Source organism: Micromonospora siamensis (assembly GCF_900090305.1).
GTDB lineage: Bacteria > Actinomycetota > Actinomycetes > Mycobacteriales > Micromonosporaceae > Micromonospora > Micromonospora siamensis.
Genome location: NZ_LT607751.1, coordinates 670,382 through 692,156, shown reverse-complemented (window position 1 = coordinate 692,156; position 21,775 = coordinate 670,382). Strand labels below are relative to the sequence as shown.

Below are 21,775 nucleotides of genomic sequence, written 5' to 3'. Positions count from 1 at the left end.
GGACGCCGGTGGGAAGGTTGGCTCAGGAGACGTTCAACGCCGTGTCGTCGATGACGAACGAGGTCTGCAGGGACGAGTCCTCCACGCCGGTGAACTTGATCTGCACGGTCTGGCCGGCGTACGCGCCCAGGTTGAAGGTGCGCTGCGCGTAGCCGGTGTTCTTGTTCAGGTTCGAGTACGTGGCCAGGGTGGCCAGCACCGTGCCGCTGCCGTTGAGCACCTGCACCCGCAGCGTGTCGTACGCGGTGCTGGTGGTCGTCTCGGTGGTGTCGATGTGCAGCCAGAAGCTCAGGCTGTAGGTGGTGCAGCCGGCCGGCACGGCCACCGACTGGGCCAGCGTGTCGGTGTGCGAGGTGCCGTAGCCGTCCAGCCAGGCGTTCCAGGTGCCGGAGTGGGTGGGCTGGCCCTGGCTGCCGTACTGGCCGATGACCCCCGAGGTGGTGGTCCAGCCGGTGTTGCCGGACTCGAAGCCGGGGTTGACCAGCTTCTGGCCGGCACCGGTGCAGCCACCGCCGGAGCCGCTGACGGTCAGCGAGTAGGTCGCCGTCCTGGTGCCCGAGGCCGCCGTGCCGCTGACCGTCACCGCGTACGTGCCGGCCGGGGTGCTGCTGGCGGTGGTGACGGTGAGCGTCGACGAGCCGCCGGAGGTGACCGTCGCCGGGTTGAACGAGGCGCTGGCGCCGCCCGGCAGGCCGCTCGCGGTGAGGCTGACCGACTGGGCCGAGCCGCTGGTGGTGGCGGTGCCGACGGTGGCGGTGACCGAGCCGCCGGGTGCGGTGGTGCCGGACGTCGGCGAGACCGAGACGGAGAAGTCGTTGGTGGGCGGCGGGGTGCTGCCGTTGACCACGTAGAGCAGCCGGTTCGGCGAGCCGGTGCCGGCGTTGGTGACCACACCGGTGGTGGCGTTGTTGACCAGGTAGTCCCGCACCTGCTGCGGGGTCCAGGACGGGTTGGCGCTGGCCACCAGGGCCGCCGCCCCGACCACGTGCGGGGTGGCCATCGAGGTGCCGCTGATCGTGTTGGTGGCGGTGTCGCTGCTGTTCCAGGCCGAGGTGATCGACGAGCCGGGCGCGAAGATGTCCAGGCAGGTGCCGATGTTGGAGAACGACGACCGGGCGTCGGTGCTGGTGGTCGAGCCGACCGTGATGGCCTCGGCGGTACGGGCCGGTGAGGTGTTGCAGGCGTTCGCACCCGAGTCGTTGCCGGCCGCCAGGCCGTAGGTGACGCCGGAGCTGATCGAGTTGCGGACGGCGGTGTCGAGGGTGCTGTTGGCACCGCCGCCGAGGCTCATGTTCGCCACGGCCGGCTTGACCGCGTTCTGGGTCACCCAGTCGACGCCGGAGATGACGCCGGCGTTGGTGCCGCTGCCCTGGCAGTTCAGCACCTTGACCGCCACCAGTTGCACGCCCTTGGCGAGGCCGTAGGAGGTGCCGCCGACGGTGCCGGCGACATGGGTGCCGTGGCCGTTGCAGTCGGTGTTGTTGGTGTCGACCTTGTTGGTGCCCCAGGTGGCCCGGCCGCCGAAGTCGCTGTGGGTGGTGCGGATGCCGGTGTCGATGATGTAGGCGTGCACGTTCGAGGCGGTGTTCGGGTAGGTGTAGGAGCTGTCCAGCGGCAGGCTGCGCTGGTCGACCCGGTCCAGTCCCCAGGACGGCGGGTTGGTCTGGGTGCCGCTGATCGAGACGGTGTGGTTCTGCTCGACGTACGCGACGGTGGGTTCGGCGGCGATCCGCGCGGCGGCGCGGGCGTCCACCCGGGCCTCGAAGCCACGCAGCGCCGCGGTCCAGGTGCGGGCCACGGTGCCGCCGTGCCGCCCGGTCAGCTGGCGGGCGGTGTCGGCGACCCTGGTCGGGGCGACCGTGTCGTCCCGCAGGACGACCAGGTAGCTGTCGGCGACGGCGGTGGCGCCGCCGGCGGCCCGGATCGTGCCGGCGGGTTCGGCGGCCATCGCGGGCGTGGCCGTGGCGATCAGCGAGAAGGCGGCGATTCCGACGAGTACGGACCTGTGCGGGAGAGTCATCTCCCTACCTCCCTCCGACCGGCAGCGAGCGTCCACCCGGCCGGTCCGGCAGGTGAATCGACGTTGACCGATCGAGGTGAGGCTAGGTCAGGCGCCGGCACGGTCACACATGCCGAAACTCCCATCATCCCGACGCGATGACCCCTACGGGGACGAGCGCGGGAAGAACCCGGGTCCACTCCGGATTCGCGCCGTGCCGAACTGGGCAAGGCTGGGGCCATGCCTGAGCATCTCGCCGTACTGCTGCCGGTCGCCGTGGTCTGGGTGGCCGCCGGGTTGGTGGCGGAGGGGCTGCCCCGCCCCCGTCGCGCGCAGCACCTGCGCCGGCGTACCGGCTGGTTGTTCGCCCTCACCCTGACCGGTCTGGGGCTGACCGCGGCCGTGCTCGCCGCCGGCCTGCAGAGCCCCGGCGGTACGCCGTTCGACGGCGCGGCGGCCGCCCTGGCGCTCGCCGCCACACCGGCCCTCGGCGTCGCGCTGGTCACCGTCCGCCGGATCCGCCGGCTGCGGGCCGGCGCGGGCGCCTTCGTCACCGCGCCGCACACCCCGGCGACGCACGGCCTGCGGGCCGCCGCGGCCCATCCGCTGATCGCGCTGCCGCTGCAGCTCACCGCCCTGGCCGCCCTCTCCGGGGTGCTCTCGGCGAGCGGCCTGGACCTGTTCACCGGGCCGGGTGTGACCGGCGCCGCGGTCACCGTGGGGGTGCTCGGCGCCGTCACCATCGGGATCCGGCACGCGCTGCGGCACAGCCGGCTCACCGAGCGGGCGCTACCGGCCGAGGCCGGCTCAGCGCGGGCGGCCGGCGCCCTGCACGTATAGCAGCTCCAGGATCGCCCGGGTCGCCTCGAACCAGCGGTCCAACCAGCCCGGTGGCGGCACGCTGCCCTTCGGCGGGAGCTCCATCAGCAGCCCGCGCAGCAGCGGATGGTCCACCAGGGACTCGGCCTGCTCCACCGGCCAGCCGGCCGGCGGGAACGACGGCTCGGTCAGCGGGTTCGGGTCGAGCGACGGCAGGGACAGCGGTACGCCCTGGTCCGCCGGGCCAGGCCCGGAGTCCCGACCGCCGATCTCGGTGTCGGTGGAGACCACCTCCGTCAGCACCGTGTCCCGGCGGGCGCCGCGGTACTTCCCGCCGAACCGCTCCGGCTTGCCCGGCCCGTTGGTGAGGTTGTCCGATCCGATCGTCGTCATCCGTCTCGCCTGCCTCGTTCGGTTCGTTCCCGGCGGTGAATCGACCAGCGCCGTACCGACCGGTTCAACGACCCGGGGCGGAAGTGGCGACGGGCGGAACGCCAAAGGGGCGCGAGCCGGGCCGGCCACGCTGCCGGATCGGGTCGCGCCCCCGCCTGTCGTCCGTACGCCCGGTCAGTCCCGGGCGAACCCGCCGTTCCTGGCGCCGGCGACGAAGGCGTGCCAGTCGCCCGGAGCGAAGACCAGAGCGGGCCCGCTCCTGTCCTTCGAGTCCCGGACCCCGACCACCCCGGGCACGTACGCAACCTCCACGCAGTTGTCGCAGTTCGGCCCGCTCTTCGAGCTCTTGAACCAGCTCGCCTGCGCCAGGTTCACGGAGAACCCCTTGGTCGCCATTTCCACAACGGCTCCTCTACCAGTTTCACGATGTGTGCGACGGATTCCTCCGGTCGCATGGCCGCTGCTCGAATGTGATCGAAGATGAAGCTGTACTTCTGCAGTTCGTCGCTCTTCTCCAGGAAGAGCCCACCCGTGGCGTTCTCCGCGTACACGACATCAGGATCACTCGGTTCGGGGAAGCTGAGAATGGTGAACGTGCCGTCCATGCCGGCGTGCGCCCCGACCTCGAAAGGCAGGATCTGGAGCGTCACGTTCGGCAGGGCCGCCACCTCCACCAGCCGCCTGAGCTGGCCACGCATCACCGCGTCGCCGCCCACCGGCCGGCTCAGCACCGCCTCATCGAGCACCACCCACAGATCGACCGGATCGTCCTGCGTCAACAACGACTGGCGGCCCAGACGGACACGCACCCGTTGTTGGACCTGGTCGGCGGTGAAGTCCGGGCGGGCGGCGCGGATCATCGCCCCCGCGTACTCCTCGGTCTCCAGCAGCCCCGGCACCACCTGCTGCTCGTACGCCCGGATCGAGCTGGCCGCCGCCTCCAGCCCGACGTAGGCCCCGACCAGCACCGTGCTGTACGGGTGCCACCAGCCCTTCTGTCGGGCCTCCCGGGCGATCTGCACCAGCTCGTCGCTCTCGGCGCCGACCACCCCGTAGATCCGCAGCATGTCCCGGACGTCGCGCGGGGTGGCGGTGGTGTGGCCGGTCTCGATCCGGGAGATCTTGGACGCCGAGCACTCCAACTGCTCGGCGACCACCTCGATGGTGATCCCGGCGGCCTCGCGCTGACGACGCAGTTCGGCGCCGAGCCGCCGGCGGCGGATGGTGGGGCTGCGCCGCTCGCTCACCGGGCCACTCCGTGTACCGCTGGACTCGGTCGTCGGCTCCTCGCGCTCACCCGGGCACCTCCGGTCGGTCGCGCGGGATGGCCCACGCCCGCCTGGGCGCGACCGTCGAGCGGCGGGCGATCGTTCGCGGCAGGGGTGGTGCCGGTCGTCGACCGGCCGCGGCGGGCGAAACCGGCGTCCAGTGTGCCGCCCCAAGGTCCACGTCTTCAAGCGTCGTTTTGCGTGCCCGACTCACGTATCGGCAAAAGTCGACATGCAACTTGCATGAAGCATGCCGCTGATGCAATCTGTCCGTATGCCTCGGGTCACTCACCGTTCCGGCCCACCGCCGGAGACGTGTCGCTTCCACCCCACGGAGCGACGCCGGCGCAGCGGCTCCGAGGTGCGGAAACACCGATCAGAACTGTCCCCGGGTTGAATGACCCCGCCGCTGCACGCCAGCAGGCTGCGGCGGCGGGAGCGGTACCGGGAGCAGCCGGGTGATGGTCGGGTGGCGGCGTGCCACCAGCGCGTACGGCCCGACCACCGCCACCACCCACCGAGCCGGTCACGAGGCACGACCCCGGCACCGGGCCCTCGAGAGACGTCCCCCGATCCAGCACCCGCCGGCTCGTCCGCCGGCCGATCCCTTCCAGGAGCCCATGTGCTTCCCCGCTCCGGTGACGTACTGCACGTGACGCGAACAGCGAGTGTCCAGTTCCTCAGACCGATCATGTTCCGGGTGATCCGGGTGCACGACTGGCCGACGTACGACGGTTGGGTGTGGCTCGACGGCTACGAGTTGAACGCTTCGGGGGACGCGGTCAACCGGCGGTCGATCTACGTCCAGGCGGCCGGCCTGCGCCAGCTCCGGTCCGCGCCGGCGACCCGCCAGCACACCGTACGGCCGCGCCGGCCGGTCTCCCGGACCCCGGTCCGGGTGGGCTGAGCCGCCGATTGCCAGGTCGGGGGGCGTACCGCGGCCATAGAATCGGTACGCCCACCCCGGCAAGTCCCACCCCGCGCGCGTCCCGGACCCTGAACCTGGGATGGCCATGGTCGAACTGCCCGCCGCGCGGCGGCACCACAGGTCCCGCATCGCCTACGCCTTCGTCCTGCTCGCCCTGGTCGGCGCCGTCACCACCCTCGTGGTCGTAGTGCGGTACCCGGCCGAGTCGGCGACCCGGTTGAGCGCCCCGGTACCGGCGCCCGAGATCACCGTCCCCGGCGTGGAGGGGTCGCCGGGGACGGAGCCCGACTGGGTCGGCGGACCGTGGAACGGCGAGGCGGCCGGCGACCCCGTCGACGAACCGGCCGACCCGCACACCGCCGGCCCGCACGACGGCCCGGTCAGCGAGGCGCGGGGAGCCCCCGCCGGCACCGCGGACGACCCGGCAGCGCTGCGCCGGTCACTGTTCTGGTCCGGGATCCTCGGCCTGGCCATCTCCCTCGCCGGACTGGGCCTGGTCGGCACCCGGCGCCGCGGCTGGTGACCCTCACCGGGTCGCGGTGACCTCGGGCGACGGCGGCACGCTGCTCCGCCCGGTGGCTGGCGCGCTGCTCCGCCCGCTGGTCGGCGGGCCGCTCGACTCGGGCGCCTCGGCCACCACCAGGGTCACCTCGCTCCCGGCCGGCACCAGTTCACCGACGTCCGGGTCGCTCGCGATCACCGTGCCCGCCGGCCGGTCCGACTCACGGGTACGCACCCGCGGCTTCAGGCCGACGTCGTCGAGGAGTTCCTCGGCGGTGTCCCGGGGCAGCCCGACCAGGGGCGGCACGGCCACCCGCTCGGCGGCACTGCTCGTCGCGCTCCGCGGCGGGGTGCTCGCCGGACGGGTGGTGGGCGCGGTCGTGGCGGGAGCGCCGGTGGTGCGGGGTGCGCTGGTGGGCAGCGGTGTCGGTGAACGATCCGGCCCCGTCCGTTCGTCCTCGGCGCGCAGCAGCAGCCAGACACCCGCGCCGATCAGGGCGAGCAGCAGCAGGGCCACGATGCCCAGCAGGATCGGGGCCCACCAGCGGCGGCCGGCGGGCTCCGCCGCGTACCACTCGGGAGCGGTCGGTTCCGCGGGCCGCGCCACCGGCACCTCGGCCCGCCCCGCCCAGACGGCGGGCTCCGGCGGCAGCGGCGCGGTGGCATCCGGTGGCGTCCCCGGTCCACCGGGCACCGGCTCCTGGCGGGCGGTGGCCCCGGATCCCTGGGCGGTCGCGCCCGAGGTCGCCCGGCCGGTCACCGAGGGGAACTGCCGGGTCCGGTCGAGCGGTTCCGGGCCGGACGCAGCGCCGTGGTCCCGGGGCAGCGCCCTGGTCGCGTCCGGGCTGTCGGCCTGGGGAGCCGCGTCGGCCGGCTGGTCCTCCCCGCGGGGCATCGGCCTGGTCCGGTCGGCGTCCCCGGCCGGTGGCTCCTCGTGGCGGTCGCTCATGGCACGTCCTCTCCCCACCGGGCGGGCGTCGCCCCCTCGGGCTCCAACGTAACGGCAGCGATCACCATCGGCAGGGATCAGCGCGCGGACCGGGGCCACCGCTGCACACCGGCCCGCTCACCCGGTGTGACCGCCGGCGGCCACGAGTCGCCGCGTCGATCCCGTGCCGCTACGCTGCCCGGCATGGCCAGACAGGGCTGGGGAGGAGCGGTCGCCACGGCGATCGGTGTCGCTGCCGGTGCGGGCGCGGCACAACTGGGCTTCGGCTACGGCCTGGGCATCATCAACTGGACGCCACCGGCCGGTGCCGGCGACGCCGAGGCGGCATGGGTCGCCAGCCTGGTCTGGGCGACCTGGATCGCGGCCAGCTCGGTGATCGCCGGCGCGGTCTGCGGGCAGCGGCTCTCCGCCCGAGCCGGCGCCGACGACGCTCCCGGCGGCACCCTGCGCCGGTGGACGCTGGCCGCGGCCGGGGCGGTGGGCGCCCTGATCACCGTCCTGCTGGTCGCCGTCCCCGCGCGGGCGGCCGTGGTGCCCGACAGCTTCTCCCCGCAGAGCATCGCCGCCGGGTACGCCGGCATCGGCGTGCTGATCGGCCTGCTGGCCGCCGGCTGGGTGCTGCACACCCGTTCCGCCGCCGCCAACGTCATCGCCACCGCCGCCTGGCTCTGGCTGCTCGCCGTGGCGTCCGTGGTGGACGGTGTCCTCGCCGGCCGCGGCCTCACCACCGCGCAGTTGGGGATCTGGCAGCTGAGCGCCGACCGGGCCGGCTTCTGGATCCGGGACTACTTCTACTGGCCGGGCGCGGTGCTCGCGATGGGCTCCGCCGCGCTGATCGGGGCGCTGGCCGCCCGGCGGGGCGCCCGGGACGCCGGGCGGCGGATCGGGGCGGCAGCCTCCGGAGCGGCCGGGCCGCTGCTGGTGGCCGTGGCGTACTTCCTCGCCGTGCCCCGGCTGGCCACGATCGGCCGGGAGCAGGTCTCCGCGCACCTGACCGCCCCGTACGCGGTGATCGCCGGGGTGGCCGCCTCGGTCCTGGTGGCCGCGCTGGCGCAACGGGCGGAACGACGCTCGACCGACCCGGCCGGGGCGGTGGCCGTACCGCGCCAGCGGACCGGCGACGATCCGGTCACCTCGCCGGCCGAGCCCGCCGACCCCGGCCCCGCGGCGGTCTCCGTGGCCGGCGCCGCCGCGTCCACGACCGGCAGGTCCACCGCTCCGGCCGCCGGGACGACGGCCAGTTCGACGGAGTACCGCAGCGCGTCGGCGGCCGGCGCGGATCCGGTACCGACGGCCGCTCCGGCCGGCCGGGCCCGCGCCGCCGGGCGGCGGCCACGCGCCGGAGCGGGCACGCTGGACACCCCGGGTACGCCGGAAGCCACGACCACCTCGACCGGCGGCTCCGTCGACGCCCCCGGCACCGCGTCGTCGGGCGGTTCCGTGGCCGGTACGGCGCCGGCGAGCGGCACCGCACCGGGTGACGGCGGCCCGGACGTCACCGCGGAGGAGCCGGCGCCGAGGAGCCGGTCCACCCGCCGTACCCGCTGATCCGACCCGAGAGCCGTCAGTCGACCGGCCAGGTGTGCACGGGCTCGTTGGTGCGCTGGAGGTCGGCGTACCGCTGGACCATGTGGTGCAGGGCGGCGCCTCGGTCCATGCCCCGGTGCCGCTCGGCGGCCCAGACCGTCTCGGTCTGCCAGACCGCGCCGTTGCGGCCGGTACGGCAGCGCTGCTCGATGATGCCGAGCAGCCGGTCCCGCTCGGCCGGGGCGACCCCGAACCGGTCGAGGCCGCTCGCCGCCCTGGGCAGCAGTACGTCGAGGACCAGCTTGCTCACCGGCACGTCGCCGAGCTTGGGCCAGTGCAGGACGGCGTCCATGCCCCGTCGGGCGGCGGCGTGGAAGTTCTCCTCGGCGGCGCTGAAGGTGAGCTGACTCCAGATCGGGCGGTCGGACTCGGCGAGCCCCCGCGCGAGTCCGAAGTAGAAGGCGGCGTTGGCCAGCATGTCCACCACGGTCGGGCCGGCGGGCAGCACCCGGTTCTCGACCCGCAGGTGCGGGCGGCCGTTCATGATGTCGTAGACCGGGCGGTTCCAGCGGTAGACGGTGCCGTTGTGCAGCCGCAGCTCCGCCAGCTCGGGCACCCCGCCGGCGTGCAGCACCTCGACCGGGTCCTCCTCCTCGCAGATCGGCAGCAGCGGCGGGAAGTAGCGGACGTTCTCCTCGAAGAGGTCGAAGATCGAGGTGATCCAGCGTTCGCCGAACCAGACCCGCGGGCGTACCCCCTGGGCTTTCAGCTCGTCCGGCCGGGTGTCGGTGGCCTGCTGGAACAGGGCGATCCGGGTCTCCGCCCAGAGCTGCCGGCCGTAGAGGAACGGGGAGTTCGCCCCCACCGCGACCTGGACCCCGGCGATGGCCTGGGAGGCGTTCCAGTAGTCGGCGAAGCTGTCCGGTGACACCTGGAGGTGGAACTGGAGGCTGGTGCAGGCGGCCTCGGGGGCGATCGAGTCGGTGTGCGTCTGGAGGCGTTCGACACCGCGGATGTCCAGCTCGATGTCCTCGCCACGGGCGCCGACGATCTGGTCGTTGAGCACCCGGTACCGCTCGTCGGTGGAGAGGTTGTCGGCGACCAGGTGCCGTTCGGTGAGGGTGGGCAGGATGCCGACCATGACGATCCGGGCGTCGGACCCGGCGGCCCGCTCCTCGGCCCGGGTGAGGCTGTCGCGCAGGTCCTGCTCGTAGTCGGCGAAGCCGGTGCCCTCGACGAGCCGGGGCAGGGCGTTCAGTTCGAGGTTGAACTGGCCCAGCTCGCTCTGGAAGAGCGGGTCGGCGATGTCGGCGAGGATCTCGTCGTTGCGCATCGCCGGCTCGGCCTGCCGGTCGATCAGGTTGAGCTCGATCTCCAGGCCGGTCATCGGCCGGTCGGCGTCGAACCCGAAGTCGTCGAGCATCAGCGCGAAGACGTCCAGGCACCGCCGTACCTTCTGCCGGTAGCGGACCCGGTCCTCCCGGGAGAAGGCGCCCTGCGAGACGTCCCTGCCCATGTGTCCTCCCGGCGACCGGCGGCGCGGGACGTGCGGTCCCGCGGCGCATTGTGAACCATCAACTTATAGAGCGCGGATCCGACCGGGGCCAGCGGCCGGGACGGTGGCTTCACCGGCCCGGACGGCGATCGTCCGCGCTCCTTGGCCCGGCTCTGTACCCAGCCGGACCGGCCGGCACCGCCCGCCGGCTGCGAACAAGAGGTGACAATTCGCACGGGGCCCGGCAGACGACGGCGGGCCCGCGCCGCTGGTCGCGGCGCGGGCCCGAAGGTCTGCGGGTACGGGGTGGCTCAGCCCTGGCGGACGGCCTCGCCCTCGATCTCGATCTTGATCTTCTTGCCGACCAGGACGCCCCCGGTCTCCAGGGCGACGTTCCAGGTCAGGCCGAAGTCCTCGCGGTCGATCTCGGTGGTGGCGGTGAAGCCGAACACGTCGGTGCCGAAGGGGGTACGACCCACGCCCTCGAACTCGACCTCCAGGTCGACCGGGCGGGTGACGCCCTTGACGGTCAGCTCGCCGGCGAGGACGAACTCGTTGCCGTCGCGGGACTTCACGCCGGTGCTGCGGTATTCCAGCGTCGGGAACTGCTCGGCGTCGAGGAACTCGGGGCTGCGCAGGTGACCGTCGCGGTCGGCCTGCTTGGTGTCGATGCTGGCCGCCTGGATGGTGGCGGTCACCGAGGACTGCAGGGGGTCCTCCGCGACGGTGATGGTGGCGGTGGCGTCGGCGAACTCGCCGCGCACCTTGCTGACCATCATGTGCCGGGCGACGAAGCCGACCCGCTTGTGCGCCGCGTCCAGCAGGTACGTGCCGGCCGCCGGGATGGTCAGGCCGTCCCACTCACGGGTAACCGATCCGGTGTTGGTGGTCATGCTGCTCTCCTCCGAGGAGTTTGTTTATCAACCCAACGACTGACGGAGCAACTATAGGCACAACAACATTCCCCGTGTCAAGGACTGCTAGGATGGACGGGTGGACCAGAACGTGTTCGACGACCCCCGGATCACCGCCGTCGGCCTGCTCGTCGAGGCGCACGCCGGGCTGTCGGCCCGGTTCGCCGCCCAACTGGAGGAGCACGGCCTCTCGTCGGTGGAGTTCGAGGTGCTGACCCGCCTCGCCCGCTCCCCCGGCAACCAACTGCGGATGACCGACCTCGCCGCCCAGACCTCCCTCTCCACCAGCGGGGTGACCCGGGTGGTCGACCGGATGGAACGCGACGGGCTGCTGCGCCGCCGCGCCTGCCCGTCGGACCGGCGCAGCTCGTACGCGGTGGTCACCCGCTCCGGCCTGGACCGGCTCGACGCCGTCCTGCCGGGTCACCTGCGGATCATCGAGCAGTGGTTCACCGGCCAACTCGATCCGGCTGCCCTGAAGGCCCTGCTCGACGGCCTGCGTCAACTCCGGGACGCGGTGCACCCGGGGGCCACCGCCGGCAGCACCGATGCCGCCCCGACCACCGACGAGGCCAGCGGGCCGCGCTGCTGACCCCGCCCGGCCCTCCCGGAGCGGGGAACCACTACCGGCAGAAAGACCGGCAGAACTCCGCCCGGCCGAGGGCGCAACCGGGGCAGACCGGATAATCGGCCCCATCGATGACGGCTAGTGTTCTCCGCAGCGGGGGCGCACCGGGGGGTGCAGGCGCGAGCGACGAGCGAGGGGTAAAACCAGGGGGCTTCTTCGCTCGCGCCACCTCCGGCCCCTTCAGTGGGGCCCGCCCCCGCCCTTCCCGCGCCGCGCGCCCCGCCCGTCGGTCGGGCCGGGCCGCCCACCCGGCACCCCCGCCAGCAGCTCCTCCTCGATCGGCAGCAGGCTGATCCCACCGGACCGGCACACCCGGTCCAGCCGGTCCCGCGCGACCGGATCCCCGGTGCTGGCCGCCAGGCCGACCAACGCCTCCACCGACTCCCGCCGGTTCTGCCGGGCGGTCCCCGACTCCGCCGCCGCCGCGAACCACTCCGCCGCCAACTCCCGGTGCCCCCGGTGCAGGGCCAGGTGACCCTCGATGAGCGCGCAGACCCCGTCCTCGGGGCCGGACCCCGCCCACCCCACGGCGGGCGACGACCCGCGCAGCTCGGCCACCACGTCCTGCGCCTCCGCGTGCCGTCCACCCCGGGCCAGGGCCAGCCCGACGGTCCCGAGCACCCGTCGCCGGTGACCCGGATCCCCCAGCTCGGCCAGCGCTGCGGCGACCTGCCAGCCCACCTCGACCGCGTCGGCGTACCGGCCCTCGAGGCGGGTCACCTCGGCCAGGCCGGCCCGGGCCAGCACCCGCAGCCGGCGCTCCGCCACCTGCGCGGCGAGCCGGTCCACCGCGGCCAGCCGGCGCCGCGCCCGGGCCAGGTCGCCCCGCCGGATGTCGTGCCAGCTGAGCTGACGGTGCGCCATCGCCATGTCCCGGGTACGCCCGTGCCGGGCGGCCAGCGCGAGCGCCACCTCGCCCTGTTCCCGCGCCTCGTCGTGCTCACCGGTCGCCGGCAGCAGCGCGCAGAGCGCCGTCCGTGCCGCCAGCTCGCCGGGGACGTCCCCGGCGGCCTGGAACACCGCCAGGGCGGCACGCGCCGCCGGCACCTCCTCCGCCGCCGCGCCGTGCTCGGCCGCGAGCCGGGCCACCCCGAGCAGCGCCCACGCCCGCAGGGTCGGGTCCGCGTCGGCGGTACGCGGATCGGCCAGCAGCCGGCGCAGCCACTGCCGGCCGGAGACGTCCCGCCCGCGCAGCCGCCACCACGGGGACAGGCCGACGGCCAGCCGCAGCGCGGTGACCGGCTCGTCGACGGCGGCGTGGGCCAGGGCGGGACCGAGGTCCCCGGTCACCTCGTCCAGCCGGTGCACCGCCTCGACCAGCGCCGGGCCGGCCAGCTCCGGCGCGGTCCGCACCACCAGTCCGGTCAGCACCTCCGCGTGCCGGCGCCGGATGGCCGTCGACTCGCCCGCGCCGGCCGCCTGCTCGGCCGCGAAGTCACGGACCGCGTCCAGCAGCCGGAACCGGAACGGCCCGGTGCCCCGCACGCTGAGCAGGCCCAGTTCCAGCAGTCGGTCCAGCAGCGGTACGGCGTCACGGTGCGCCCCCGCCCGGCCGGCGTCGAGCAGTTCCTCCGCCAGCTCCACCGACCAGCGGTTCCAGAACGCGGAGAGCCGGCGCAGCGCCCACCGCTCGTCGGCGTCCAGCAGCCGGTAGCTGACGGCCACCGCCTCCCGCAGGGTCACCGTGCCGACGACCGGGGCCGGTTCCGCCCCGCCCGGGTCCACCGCCTCCCAGCCGGAGCCGACGGGGTTGCCACCGGGCGCGGCCAGGTCCAGCACCCGGTGGCCGTACCGGTCGAGCAGTTCGGTGAGGTCGAGCACCCGCCCGCGCGCGGCCATCAGCTCGATCGCCAGCGGCAGGCCGCCCAGGCGGCGGACCAGGGCGGCGAGGGCCGGCAGTTCGGCGGGGGCCGGCGGTTCCCGGCGGACCTGGGCGAGCCGGGCGGTGAACAGGGCGACCGCCGGATAGCGGTCCAGCTCGGCCGCGCCGGCGCCGTCGACGTCGGCCGGCGGCACGTCCAGCGGCGTGACCGGCCAGACCCGCTCGCCGGGCAAACCGAGCGGATGCCGGCCGGTGACCAGCACCCGCAGCGTGGGGGCGGCGACGGCGAGGCGGCGCACCGCCTCGGCCACCGCCTCCGGCGCCCGCTCGATGGCGTCCAGCAGCAGCAGGGCCGGCCGGCCGGCGAGCCGGGCGGCCAGCTCACCGACCCGGGCCGCGTCGAAGACCGCCGCGCAGACGCAGAGCACGTCGGTGCTGTCCGACCCCTCGCTGACCAGCACCCCGGCCACCCCGCCGGAGTGGTGCCCGGCGACCCGGTGCGCCACCGCCAGGGCCAGCGCCGTCTTGCCCACCCCGGCCAGACCGACCAGGCTCACCACCGGTGGCGGGTACCCGTCGGTGAACACCGCGGCCAGCTCGGCGACGTCCCGCTCCCGACCGGTCAGGTCGGCGGGCGGGGGGAGGGCGACGGACGTACCCGATGCGGTGGGAGCCGGCGCGGGCGCGGGCTCCGCGCCGGTCGGCCGGCGGGCGGCGGCGAGGAACTCGGCGCGGTCTGCGCCGCCCAGGCCGAGCGCCCCGGCGAGCAGCTCGACGGTGTTCCGCTGCGGGCGTGCCGAACGGCCCCGTTCCAGATCACGGACGGTCCGTACGCCGACCCCGGCGCGGGCGGCCAGCTCGGCCTGGGTGAGACCGGCGGCACGGCGGTGGCCGTGCAGCAGGTCGGGCAGGCGGACCGGGCCGGCCGTGCTCCACAAAGGATCATGATCCGGGGTCATGGGCACGAAGAGTACGGATGGGATACGACCGTCGGCAGTGGAGCGTCGCGCAGCCGACCGTCGGATGCCGATTTCCGACAGCAGGTCGACCGGAACGGGTGACAACAAGGGCCCCCTGCTGTGCACCAGGCGTCAGCAGGGGGCCCTTGCCCACACTCACATGCCGAGGTCGCGAGCGATGATCATGCGCTGGACCTCGCTGGTGCCCTCGCCGATCTCCAGGATCTTGGAGTCCCGCCAGAACCGGGCCACCGGGTACTCGTTCATGAAGCCGTAGCCGCCGTGGATCTGGGTCGCCTCGCGGGCGTTGTCCACCGCGATCGTGCTGGCGTGCAGCTTGGCGATGGCGGCCTGCCGCTTGAACGGCTCACCGGCGAGCATCCGGGCGGCCGCGTCGTAGTACGCCAGCCGGGCGGTGTGCGCCTTCATCTCCATGTCGGCGATCTTGAACTGGATCGCCTGGTAGTTGCCGATCGGCTGGCCGAAGGCCTGGCGCTCCTTGGCGTACCTGATCGACTCGTCGACGCAGCCCTGGGCGAGGCCCACGGAGAGCGCGGCGATGGCGATCCGCCCCTCGTCGAGGATGCGCAGGAACTGGGCGAAGCCCCGGCCGCGCTCGCCGAGCAGGTTCGCCGCCGGCACCCGGCAGTCGTCGAAGGTCAGCTCGTGGGTGTCCGAGGCGTTCCACCCGACCTTGGAGTAGGCCGGCGCCACCGTGAAGCCCGGGGTGCCCGACGGCACGATGATGGTGGAGAGCTCCTTGGCACCGTCCGGCCTGGTCCCGGTGACCGCGGTGACGGTGACCAGCGAGGTGATGTCGGTGCCCGAGTTGGTGATGAACGCCTTCGAACCGTTGATCACCCACTCGTTCGTCGCCTCGTCCAGAACGGCCCGGGTCTGGGTGCCGCCGGCGTCCGAGCCGGTGCCCGGCTCGGTCAGCCCGAAGCCCGCGAGGGCCTCACCGCTGACCAGCTTCGGCAGCCACTGCGCCTTCTGCTCGTCCGTACCGAAACGGTAGATCGGCATGGCCCCGAGCGAGACCGCCGCCTCCAGCGTGATCGCCACGCTGGAGTCGACCCGGGCCAGCTCCTCGAGGACCAGGCAGAGCGCGAAGTAGTCGCCGCCCATGCCGCCGTGCTCCTCCGGGAAGGGGAGCCCGAACAGGCCCATCTTGCCCATCTGGCGGATGATCTCGTACGGGAAGGTGTGCCGCTCGTAGTGCTCGGCGATGACCGGGGCGATCACCTCGCGGGCGAACTCCCGCACGCTCTCCCGCAGCGCCTCTTGTTCCTCGGTGAGCCGGAAGTCCATCCGTTCCTCCTGTGTCGACGGGCCGCCGAGCGCTCGTGGCGCCGGGTCGGCGGGGTGCTGCGGGCTGGCTCAGACCGGGGTGACGCCGTGCCGGCGCTTGGCGAAGTGCCGCTCCTTGCCGCGCGCGGCGGCGAACCGGCGGACCAGCTCGGCGCGGAGCTCGTGCGGCTCGACGATCGCGTCGACCACCAGCTCGCTGGCGAGCCGGACGATGTCGATGTCCCGCTCGTACTCCTCGCGCTTCGCGGCCACGAACGCGGCCCGCTCGTCGGCGTCGGAGATGGCGGCGATCTTGTTGGCGTAGACGGCGTTGACCGCGGCCTCCGCGCCCATCACCGCGATCTTCGCGGTGGGCAGGGCGATCGTGGCGTCCGGCTCGAAGCCGGGGCCGGCCATCGCGTAGAGGCCCGCGCCGTACGCCTTGCGGACCACCACACAGATCTTGGGTACGGTCGCCTCGGAGATGGCGGTGATCATCTTGGCGCCGTGCCGGATGATGCCCTGCTTCTCCACCGCGCTGCCGACCATGAACCCGGGCACGTCGGACAGGAACAGCAGCGGGACGTTGAACGCGTCGCAGAGCTGCACGAAGCGGCTCGCCTTGTCCGCGGAGTCGACGAAGAGCACGCCGCCCTTGAACATCGAGTTGTTGCCGACCACGCCGACGACCTCGCCGTTCAGCCGACCGAAACCGATGGTCAGCTCCTTGGCCCAGAGTGCCTGGATCTCGAAGAAGCTGCCGTCGTCGAGCAGGCCCTTGACGTACCGGCGCATGTCGAACGCCTGCCGCTCGCTGGCCGGCACCAGCGCGGCCAGGTCGACCTTCTCGCTGGCCGCCACCGGCTCGGCGGCCGGCGGCTGCTGCTGCCAGTTCGACGGCAGGTACGACAGGTAGGTTTTCACCACGTCCAGCGCGTCGACCTCGGTCTTGCAGAGGAAGTGCCCGACGCCGGACTCGGCGCAGTGCACCTTGGCGCCGCCCATCGCCTCCAGCGTCGTCTTCTCGCCGGTGACCATCTCGACCATCCGGTCGGAGCCGAGGTACATGCTGGCGTTGCCGTCCACCATGGCCACCACGTCGCAGAACGCGGGGATGTACGCCCCACCTGCGGCGCTCGGCCCGAACAGCGCGCAGACCTGCGGGATGGAGCCGGAGGCGCGGACCTGGTTCCAGAAGATCTTGCCGGCGCCGCGCCGGCCGGGGAAGAGCTCGACCTGGTCGGTGATCCGGGCCCCGGCCGAGTCGACCAGGTAGACCATCGGCACGCCGGTCGCGTACGCCCGCTCGATGATCCGGATGATCTTCTCGACGGTACGCGCGCCCCAACTGCCGGCCTTGACCGTGGAATCGTTCGCCATCAGGCAGACCTGGCGGCCGTCGATGGTGGCGGTGCCGGTGACCACGCCGTCGGCGGGCAGGCCCTCGGCCATCGCGTTGGCGTAGAGGCCGTCCTCGACGAAGGATCCCTCGTCGACCAGGAGCGCGACCCGCTCCCGGGCGAAGAGCTTGCCCTTGGCGGCGTTCGCCGCGTGGTACTTGTCCGCACCGCCGGCCCGGGCGCGCTTGCGCAACTGCTCCAGAGCCTCACCGTCGAGCGTCACGCCGACTCCCTCGCCACGCGCGCCTCGTGAGCGCGCCGACTTACCTGAACGATCGTTAGGCTAGCGCATCGGGCCGGCCCCCGGCGACCCCGCCGCCCGTGCGGTCGTCCGCCGGCGCGCACGGGCCGCCGGCGCGCGCGGGCCGCCGACGCGCGCGGGCCGCCGCCGTGCCCGGGCCGCCGGCCCAGTGGCCCGGTGGGCATCGCGGGATCGGACCGGTCCGAGATACGCCGACTCCTGACGCCTGGCAGTCCACTCGCCGCACCCCTTGGCCAGGCATGGACATGTCGCTGCGGCGCTACAGACTTGAGAGCACAGACGACTCACCTGGGCGATGCGGCTGTGCTCCGCGTGGCCTTGATGCCCCGCCGCGCGTGGCACCGGCCGTGCTGACCCCAACGAGACACTCCGGGGTCGATCTGAGTCATCTGTGCTCTCAAGTCTGTAGGCACCTGAAGGGCGCAGTCCCGCTTGGGCGCGCTGATCCGACGAGAAGGCGGTGGGCGGCCGGCACGCCTCGTCGGCGCGGAGTGCTGGACGAGGCCCTCCCGGGCGGTCTGGAGCCTGGTGTCCGGTTCAGGCGTGCTGGACGAGACCTTCGTTCGCGTTTGACGGGCCGCATCCTCACGGTGGAATGGCGGCCGGGGCCGGGTCGTTACACCATCTGGACGACCGCAGCAGCACCCCGGGCTGCCAGCGCCGATACCTACGGGATCGGGTCGGGCCCCCGGGAATGATGTGGGGCTGGCGGTCGTTACACATGGTCCGCCGCCACGACGAGCCCCGCCGGGTCCGTGGCCGTGCCGGACACCCCCCCAAGACTTTTTGAGCGCCTGACGGTGCTTGCGCGTCGCCTGACCCCCATCGGGTGGCGTGCCGACCCCCGAATGGAGCTTTCCCATGAACTCGATGCTGACCAAGAGCGTGCTGGGTATCGCTGGTCTGGCTTTCGCCGGTGGGATGGCCGCCGGTCCGCTGAACCACGCCGACACCACCCCCACCACCGCCCTGACCCCGGCCGCCGTCGTGCAGGCCGACAAGCCCGACGCCGGCAAGCTGATCCCGCACGGCGTGCAGGGCACCCAGTCGCACATCGATCTGAACGACGAGCAGACCGGCAATGTGAAGGCGATCATCGCCGCGACGAAGAAGGCCGGTCTCCCGGAGCGGGCCGCCGTGGTCTCGATCGCCACGAGCCTGCAGGAGTCGAAGCTGGAAAACCTGGGCCACCTCGGCGACCGCAACGACCACGACTCGCTGGGCCTGTTCCAGCAGCGCCCGTCCAGTGGTTGGGGAACGCCGGAGCAGATCACCGATCCTGAGTACTCGACCCTGGCGTTCCTGAAGGGTCTGAAGCAGGTCGACGGGTGGCAGGACATGCCGCTGACCGACGCCGCCCAGACGGTGCAGGTGTCGGCCTACCCGGATGCGTACGCGCAGTGGGAGCAGCAGGCCGCCGACCTGGTCGCCCAGCACTGGAACAACTGACACCGCATGAACGACACGCTGGCCGGCACCCCTGACGGGTGCCGGCCAGCGGCGTAGCCAGCTGTCAGGCGGGCATCGGGGTGAGGCGGGTACGCGGGCCGGCCCGCAGCACCCCCGACGGGAGCTTCTTGCCGAGCAGCTCCTCGGCCAGCTCAGCCACCTCGACCAGCGCGTCCAGGTCGATGCCGGTGTCGATGCCCATGTCGTGCAGCATGTGCACCGCCTCCTCGGTGGCCAGGTTGCCGCTGGCGCCCGGGGCGTACGGGCAACCGCCGAGGCCGCCGACGCTGGCGTCGAACTCGGTGACGCCCAACTCCATGGCGGTGAGCATGTTCGCCAGGGCGGTGCCCCGGGTGTTGTGGAAGTGCAGCAGCACCGGCACCTGGGCGTTCCGGTCGCGTACGGCGGTGACCAGCTCGCGGACCCGTCGGGGCGTACCCATGCCGGTGGTGTCGCCGAACGCGACCCGGTCGGCGCCGTCGCGGACCACGCGGTCGACGATGCCGGCGACCCGCCGCGGGTCGACGTCGCCCTCGTAGGGGCAGCCGAAGCTGGTCGCCACGATTACCTCGGCCCGGGCGCCCGCGCCGTGCAGCAGGTCGATCAGCTCGGCGATGTCGTCCAGCGACTCCTCGGTCGACCGGTTGACGTTACGCCGGTTGTGGGTGTCGCTGGCCGAGACCACCACCTCGATCTCGGTGAAGCCGGCGGCCAGGGCCCGCTGCGCCCCCCGGGTGTTCGGCACCAGCGCCGAGTAGCGCACCCCGTCGGCCTTCGCGGCGCGCCGCCACACCTCGTCGGCGTCGGCCATCTGCGGGATCGCCCGAGGATGCACGAACGACACCGCCTCGATCCGCTGCACGCCGGTACGCGACAACGCGTCGAGCAGTCGCACCTTCGCGTCGGTGGGGATGGGCTCCTCGTTCTGGAGCCCATCCCGCGGCCCGACCTCCCGGATGGACACGTTGTCCGGCAGTTCCGCCATAAGGGGTCACCTCGCTGTGACGGTGGTTCGTGATGGGTACCCCCAGCATGCACCGCCACCGCGCGGTCAGCGCATGCGGGAGACGATCCCGGTGTCGTAGTCGCCGGAGAGGAACTCGTCGTTCTCCAGCAGCTCGGCGAAGAACGGCAGGTTGTTCTTCGGGCCGGCCAGCTGGAAGGCGGCCACCGCGGCACGGGCCCGCTCGATCGCCTCGGCGCGGGTCGCGCCGCTGACGATCAGCTTCGCCATCAGGCTGTCGTAGAACGGCGTGACGGTGTTGCCGGCGACGTAGCCGGAGTCGACCCGGACGCCCTCACCGGTCGGCTCCACCCAGGTCTTCACCACGCCGGGACCGGGCAGGAACCGCTTCGGGTCCTCGGCGTTGATCCGCAGCTCGATGGCGTGCCCGCGGGGCACCAGCGCGTCCGGGTCGAAGGTCGGGGCCAGCCCGGCCGCCACCCGCAGCTGCTCCTCGACCAGGTCGACGCCGTAGACGTACTCGGTGACCGGGTGCTCCACCTGGAGCCGGGTGTTCATCTCCAGGAAGAAGAACTCGCCCGTGGTCGGATCCAGCAGGCACTCCACGGTGCCCGCGTTGCGGTAGTTCACCGCCTCGCCGGCCCGCACGGCCGCGGCCAGGAAGCGCTCGCGCAGCTCCGGGGAGACCGCCGGGGACGGGGACTCCTCGACCAGCTTCTGGTTGCGCCGTTGCACCGAGCACTCCCGCTCACCGAGCGCCACCACCCGGCCGTCGGCCAGGCCGAGGATCTGCACCTCGACGTGGCGTACCCGAGGGAAGTACCGCTCGATCAGCACCGAGCCGTCGCCGAACATCCGCTCGGCGAACGCGCCGACCTTCTCGTACTGGGTGCGCAGCTCGGCCTCGTCGTTGGCCACGCCCATGCCCATGCCGCCGCCACCGGCCGCGGCCTTGACCATCACCGGGTAGCCGATCTCCGTCGCGGCGGCGACCGCCGCCTCGACGCTGGCCGCCGGGTCGGTGGTGCCGGGCGCGACCGGCACGCCGGCCGCCGCCATCAGGTTCCGGGCGTTGATCTTGTCGCCCATCGCGGTGATCGCGTCCGCGCGCGGACCGACCCAGACCAGGCCGGCCTCCTCGACGGTACGGGCGAAGTCCGCGTTCTCCGACAGGAAGCCGTAGCCGGGGTGGATCGCCTGCGCGCCGGTCTCCTTGGCGGCGGCGAGGATCGCCTCGACGTTGCGGTAGCTCTGCGCCGGGTTGGCCGGGCCGACACAGACCGCCTGATCGGCCTCGGTCACGAACGGCAGGTCCGCGTCGGCCTCCGAGTGCACCGCGATCGCGCGGATGCCGAGCCGCTTGGCGGTCCGGATGATGCGGCGGGCGATCTCGCCCCGGTTGGCGACCAGCAGCGACTCGATCATGTTTCCTCCCGGCGTCCAGGGGTGGGGACGGGTGCCAGGTAATCACGAGCGGCCGGTTACTCACGAGTCGCCCCGGCAACCGGTCGGGACGGGCCCCAGCTCAGCGGCCCGTCGAGCCGGCCCACCGTCAGCCGGCGGTCAGCGGCCGGTCAGGCCGTCTCGGCCAGCAGGGCGGCCAGCGTCGCGGACCGCAGCAGCGTGGCCCGGCGGCGGCGCTCCACCTCGCCGCCGAGGAACGGCGTGGAGTTCATCAGGCCGAACGCGGCGTGCGCCAGCACCCGCGCCTCACCGGCCGGCATCCCCGGGTGCAGCCCGGTCAGCACGGTGACCCACTCCTCGACATACAGCCGCTGGAGCCGGCGGATCCGGCGGCGCGGCTCGTCCGGGAGCCGATCCAGCTCGTGCAGGTGCAGGGCGATCACGGCGGGGTTGGCCAGCGCGAAGTCGACGTGGAAGTCGATCAGCGACTCCAGCGCGGCGCGCGGGTCGTCGGGGTGCCCGGCGGCCCGCTCCCGGCCGCCGTCGAGCAGCCCCTCGCTGACCGGGATCAGGGCGGCCACCAGCATCGCCTCCTTGCCCGCGAAGTGGTGGTAGAGCGCCGGGCCGGTGACCCCGGCGGCGGCGCCGATGTCGTCCATCGACACGCCGTGGTAGCCCCGGGCGGCGAAGAGGCCGACCGCGATCTCCAGGATCTCGTCCCGCCTGGAGCGGCGCCGGCCCGCGCCCGCCGCGCCACCCGTCGTGCCCCGTGCCTGCTGACCCACCGTCACCCGGCAAGCGTAG

At 73.3% G+C, this 21,775-nt stretch carries 19 protein-coding genes; 6 read left to right on the top strand and 13 right to left on the bottom strand.

Going from position 1 to position 21,775, the window contains the following annotated elements; translation table 11 throughout:
- Positions 1-22: 22 nt before the first annotated feature.
- Positions 23-2,020: a S8 family serine peptidase gene (locus GA0074704_RS29740; RefSeq protein ID WP_197697586.1), complete on the bottom strand. Its 1,998-nt coding sequence runs from the start codon at positions 2,018-2,020 to the stop codon at positions 23-25.
- Positions 2,021-2,239: 219 nt separating this feature from the next.
- Between GA0074704_RS29740 and GA0074704_RS03180 the strand changes: the two genes are divergently transcribed.
- Complete coding sequence (locus tag GA0074704_RS03180) at positions 2,240-2,839, top strand: hypothetical protein (RefSeq protein ID WP_088969102.1); 600 nt, start codon at positions 2,240-2,242, stop codon at positions 2,837-2,839.
- Here GA0074704_RS03180 and GA0074704_RS03175 read toward each other — a convergent pair.
- The 3 genes from GA0074704_RS03175 to GA0074704_RS03165 all read right to left on the bottom strand — a co-directional run bounded on the left by GA0074704_RS03175 (position 2,807) and on the right by GA0074704_RS03165 (position 4,458).
- On the bottom strand, positions 2,807-3,211 hold the full coding sequence (locus GA0074704_RS03175) for a hypothetical protein (RefSeq protein ID WP_088969101.1): 405 nt from the start codon (positions 3,209-3,211) through the stop codon (positions 2,807-2,809). The genes GA0074704_RS03180 and GA0074704_RS03175 overlap by 33 nt on opposite strands.
- A 174-nt stretch (positions 3,212-3,385) precedes the next feature.
- Positions 3,386-3,607, bottom strand: coding sequence for a DUF397 domain-containing protein (locus tag GA0074704_RS03170; RefSeq protein WP_088969100.1), 222 nt, complete (start codon positions 3,605-3,607; stop codon positions 3,386-3,388).
- A complete protein-coding gene (locus GA0074704_RS03165; RefSeq protein WP_088969099.1) occupies positions 3,583-4,458 on the bottom strand; it encodes a helix-turn-helix domain-containing protein in 876 nt (291 codons plus the stop codon). The genes GA0074704_RS03170 and GA0074704_RS03165 overlap by 25 nt, the downstream gene beginning before the upstream one ends.
- Positions 4,459-5,101: 643 nt before the next feature.
- On the opposite strand from GA0074704_RS03165, the gene GA0074704_RS03160 reads away from it, so the two are divergent.
- Both GA0074704_RS03160 and GA0074704_RS03155 read left to right on the top strand, forming a co-directional pair.
- Positions 5,102-5,386, top strand: coding sequence for a hypothetical protein (locus GA0074704_RS03160; protein WP_088969098.1), 285 nt, complete (start codon positions 5,102-5,104; stop codon positions 5,384-5,386).
- Between the two features lie 100 nt (positions 5,387-5,486).
- Positions 5,487-5,930, top strand: coding sequence for a hypothetical protein (locus GA0074704_RS03155; RefSeq protein ID WP_172880373.1), 444 nt, complete (start codon positions 5,487-5,489; stop codon positions 5,928-5,930).
- Between the two features lie 3 nt (positions 5,931-5,933).
- On the opposite strand, the gene GA0074704_RS03150 is transcribed toward GA0074704_RS03155, so the two are convergent.
- A complete protein-coding gene (locus GA0074704_RS03150; protein WP_088969097.1) occupies positions 5,934-6,857 on the bottom strand; it encodes a PASTA domain-containing protein in 924 nt (307 codons plus the stop codon).
- 183 nt (positions 6,858-7,040) lie between these two features.
- Between GA0074704_RS03150 and GA0074704_RS03145 the strand changes: the two genes are divergently transcribed.
- The gene (locus GA0074704_RS03145; protein ID WP_231926748.1) at positions 7,041-8,405 is read left to right on the top strand and encodes a hypothetical protein; all 1,365 of its coding nucleotides are present in this window, start codon (positions 7,041-7,043) and stop codon (positions 8,403-8,405) included.
- A 16-nt stretch (positions 8,406-8,421) separates the two neighbouring features.
- On the opposite strand, the gene GA0074704_RS03140 is transcribed toward GA0074704_RS03145, so the two are convergent.
- Both GA0074704_RS03140 and GA0074704_RS03135 read right to left on the bottom strand, forming a co-directional pair.
- Positions 8,422-9,900 carry a glutamate--cysteine ligase family protein gene (locus GA0074704_RS03140; protein ID WP_088969096.1) on the bottom strand — a complete coding sequence of 493 codons (1,479 nt, stop codon included), beginning with the start codon at positions 9,898-9,900 and terminating at the stop codon, positions 8,422-8,424.
- Between the two features lie 290 nt (positions 9,901-10,190).
- Positions 10,191-10,772, bottom strand: coding sequence for a YceI family protein (locus GA0074704_RS03135; protein WP_088969095.1), 582 nt, complete (start codon positions 10,770-10,772; stop codon positions 10,191-10,193).
- 100 nt (positions 10,773-10,872) lie between these two features.
- On the opposite strand from GA0074704_RS03135, the gene GA0074704_RS03130 reads away from it, so the two are divergent.
- On the top strand, positions 10,873-11,385 hold the full coding sequence (locus tag GA0074704_RS03130; protein ID WP_088969094.1) for a MarR family winged helix-turn-helix transcriptional regulator: 513 nt from the start codon (positions 10,873-10,875) through the stop codon (positions 11,383-11,385).
- Positions 11,386-11,601: 216 nt separating this feature from the next.
- On the opposite strand, the gene GA0074704_RS03125 is transcribed toward GA0074704_RS03130, so the two are convergent.
- From GA0074704_RS03125 to GA0074704_RS03115, 3 genes are all read right to left on the bottom strand, one after another.
- Complete coding sequence (locus GA0074704_RS03125; RefSeq protein ID WP_088969093.1) at positions 11,602-14,202, bottom strand: ATP-binding protein; 2,601 nt, start codon at positions 14,200-14,202, stop codon at positions 11,602-11,604.
- Positions 14,203-14,358: 156 nt separating this feature from the next.
- Positions 14,359-15,513: an acyl-CoA dehydrogenase family protein gene (locus GA0074704_RS03120; RefSeq protein ID WP_088969092.1), complete on the bottom strand. Its 1,155-nt coding sequence runs from the start codon at positions 15,511-15,513 to the stop codon at positions 14,359-14,361.
- Positions 15,514-15,582: 69 nt separating this feature from the next.
- Positions 15,583-17,115, bottom strand: coding sequence for an acyl-CoA carboxylase subunit beta (locus GA0074704_RS03115; protein WP_088969091.1), 1,533 nt, complete (start codon positions 17,113-17,115; stop codon positions 15,583-15,585).
- A 900-nt stretch (positions 17,116-18,015) separates the two neighbouring features.
- Here GA0074704_RS03115 and GA0074704_RS03110 point away from each other — a divergent pair.
- Complete coding sequence (locus GA0074704_RS03110; RefSeq protein WP_088969090.1) at positions 18,016-18,603, top strand: hypothetical protein; 588 nt, start codon at positions 18,016-18,018, stop codon at positions 18,601-18,603.
- A 64-nt stretch (positions 18,604-18,667) separates the two neighbouring features.
- Here GA0074704_RS03110 and GA0074704_RS03105 read toward each other — a convergent pair whose 3' ends face one another.
- From GA0074704_RS03105 to GA0074704_RS03095, 3 genes are all read right to left on the bottom strand, one after another.
- Positions 18,668-19,588, bottom strand: a complete 921-nt coding sequence (locus GA0074704_RS03105; protein WP_088969089.1) for a hydroxymethylglutaryl-CoA lyase — start codon at positions 19,586-19,588, stop codon at positions 18,668-18,670.
- 66 nt (positions 19,589-19,654) lie between these two features.
- Positions 19,655-20,992 carry an acetyl-CoA carboxylase biotin carboxylase subunit gene (locus GA0074704_RS03100; protein WP_088969088.1) on the bottom strand — a complete coding sequence of 446 codons (1,338 nt, stop codon included), beginning with the start codon at positions 20,990-20,992 and terminating at the stop codon, positions 19,655-19,657.
- A 149-nt stretch (positions 20,993-21,141) separates the two neighbouring features.
- The gene (locus GA0074704_RS03095; protein WP_088969087.1) at positions 21,142-21,762 is read right to left on the bottom strand and encodes a TetR/AcrR family transcriptional regulator; all 621 of its coding nucleotides are present in this window, start codon (positions 21,760-21,762) and stop codon (positions 21,142-21,144) included.
- Positions 21,763-21,775: the final 13 nt, after the last annotated feature.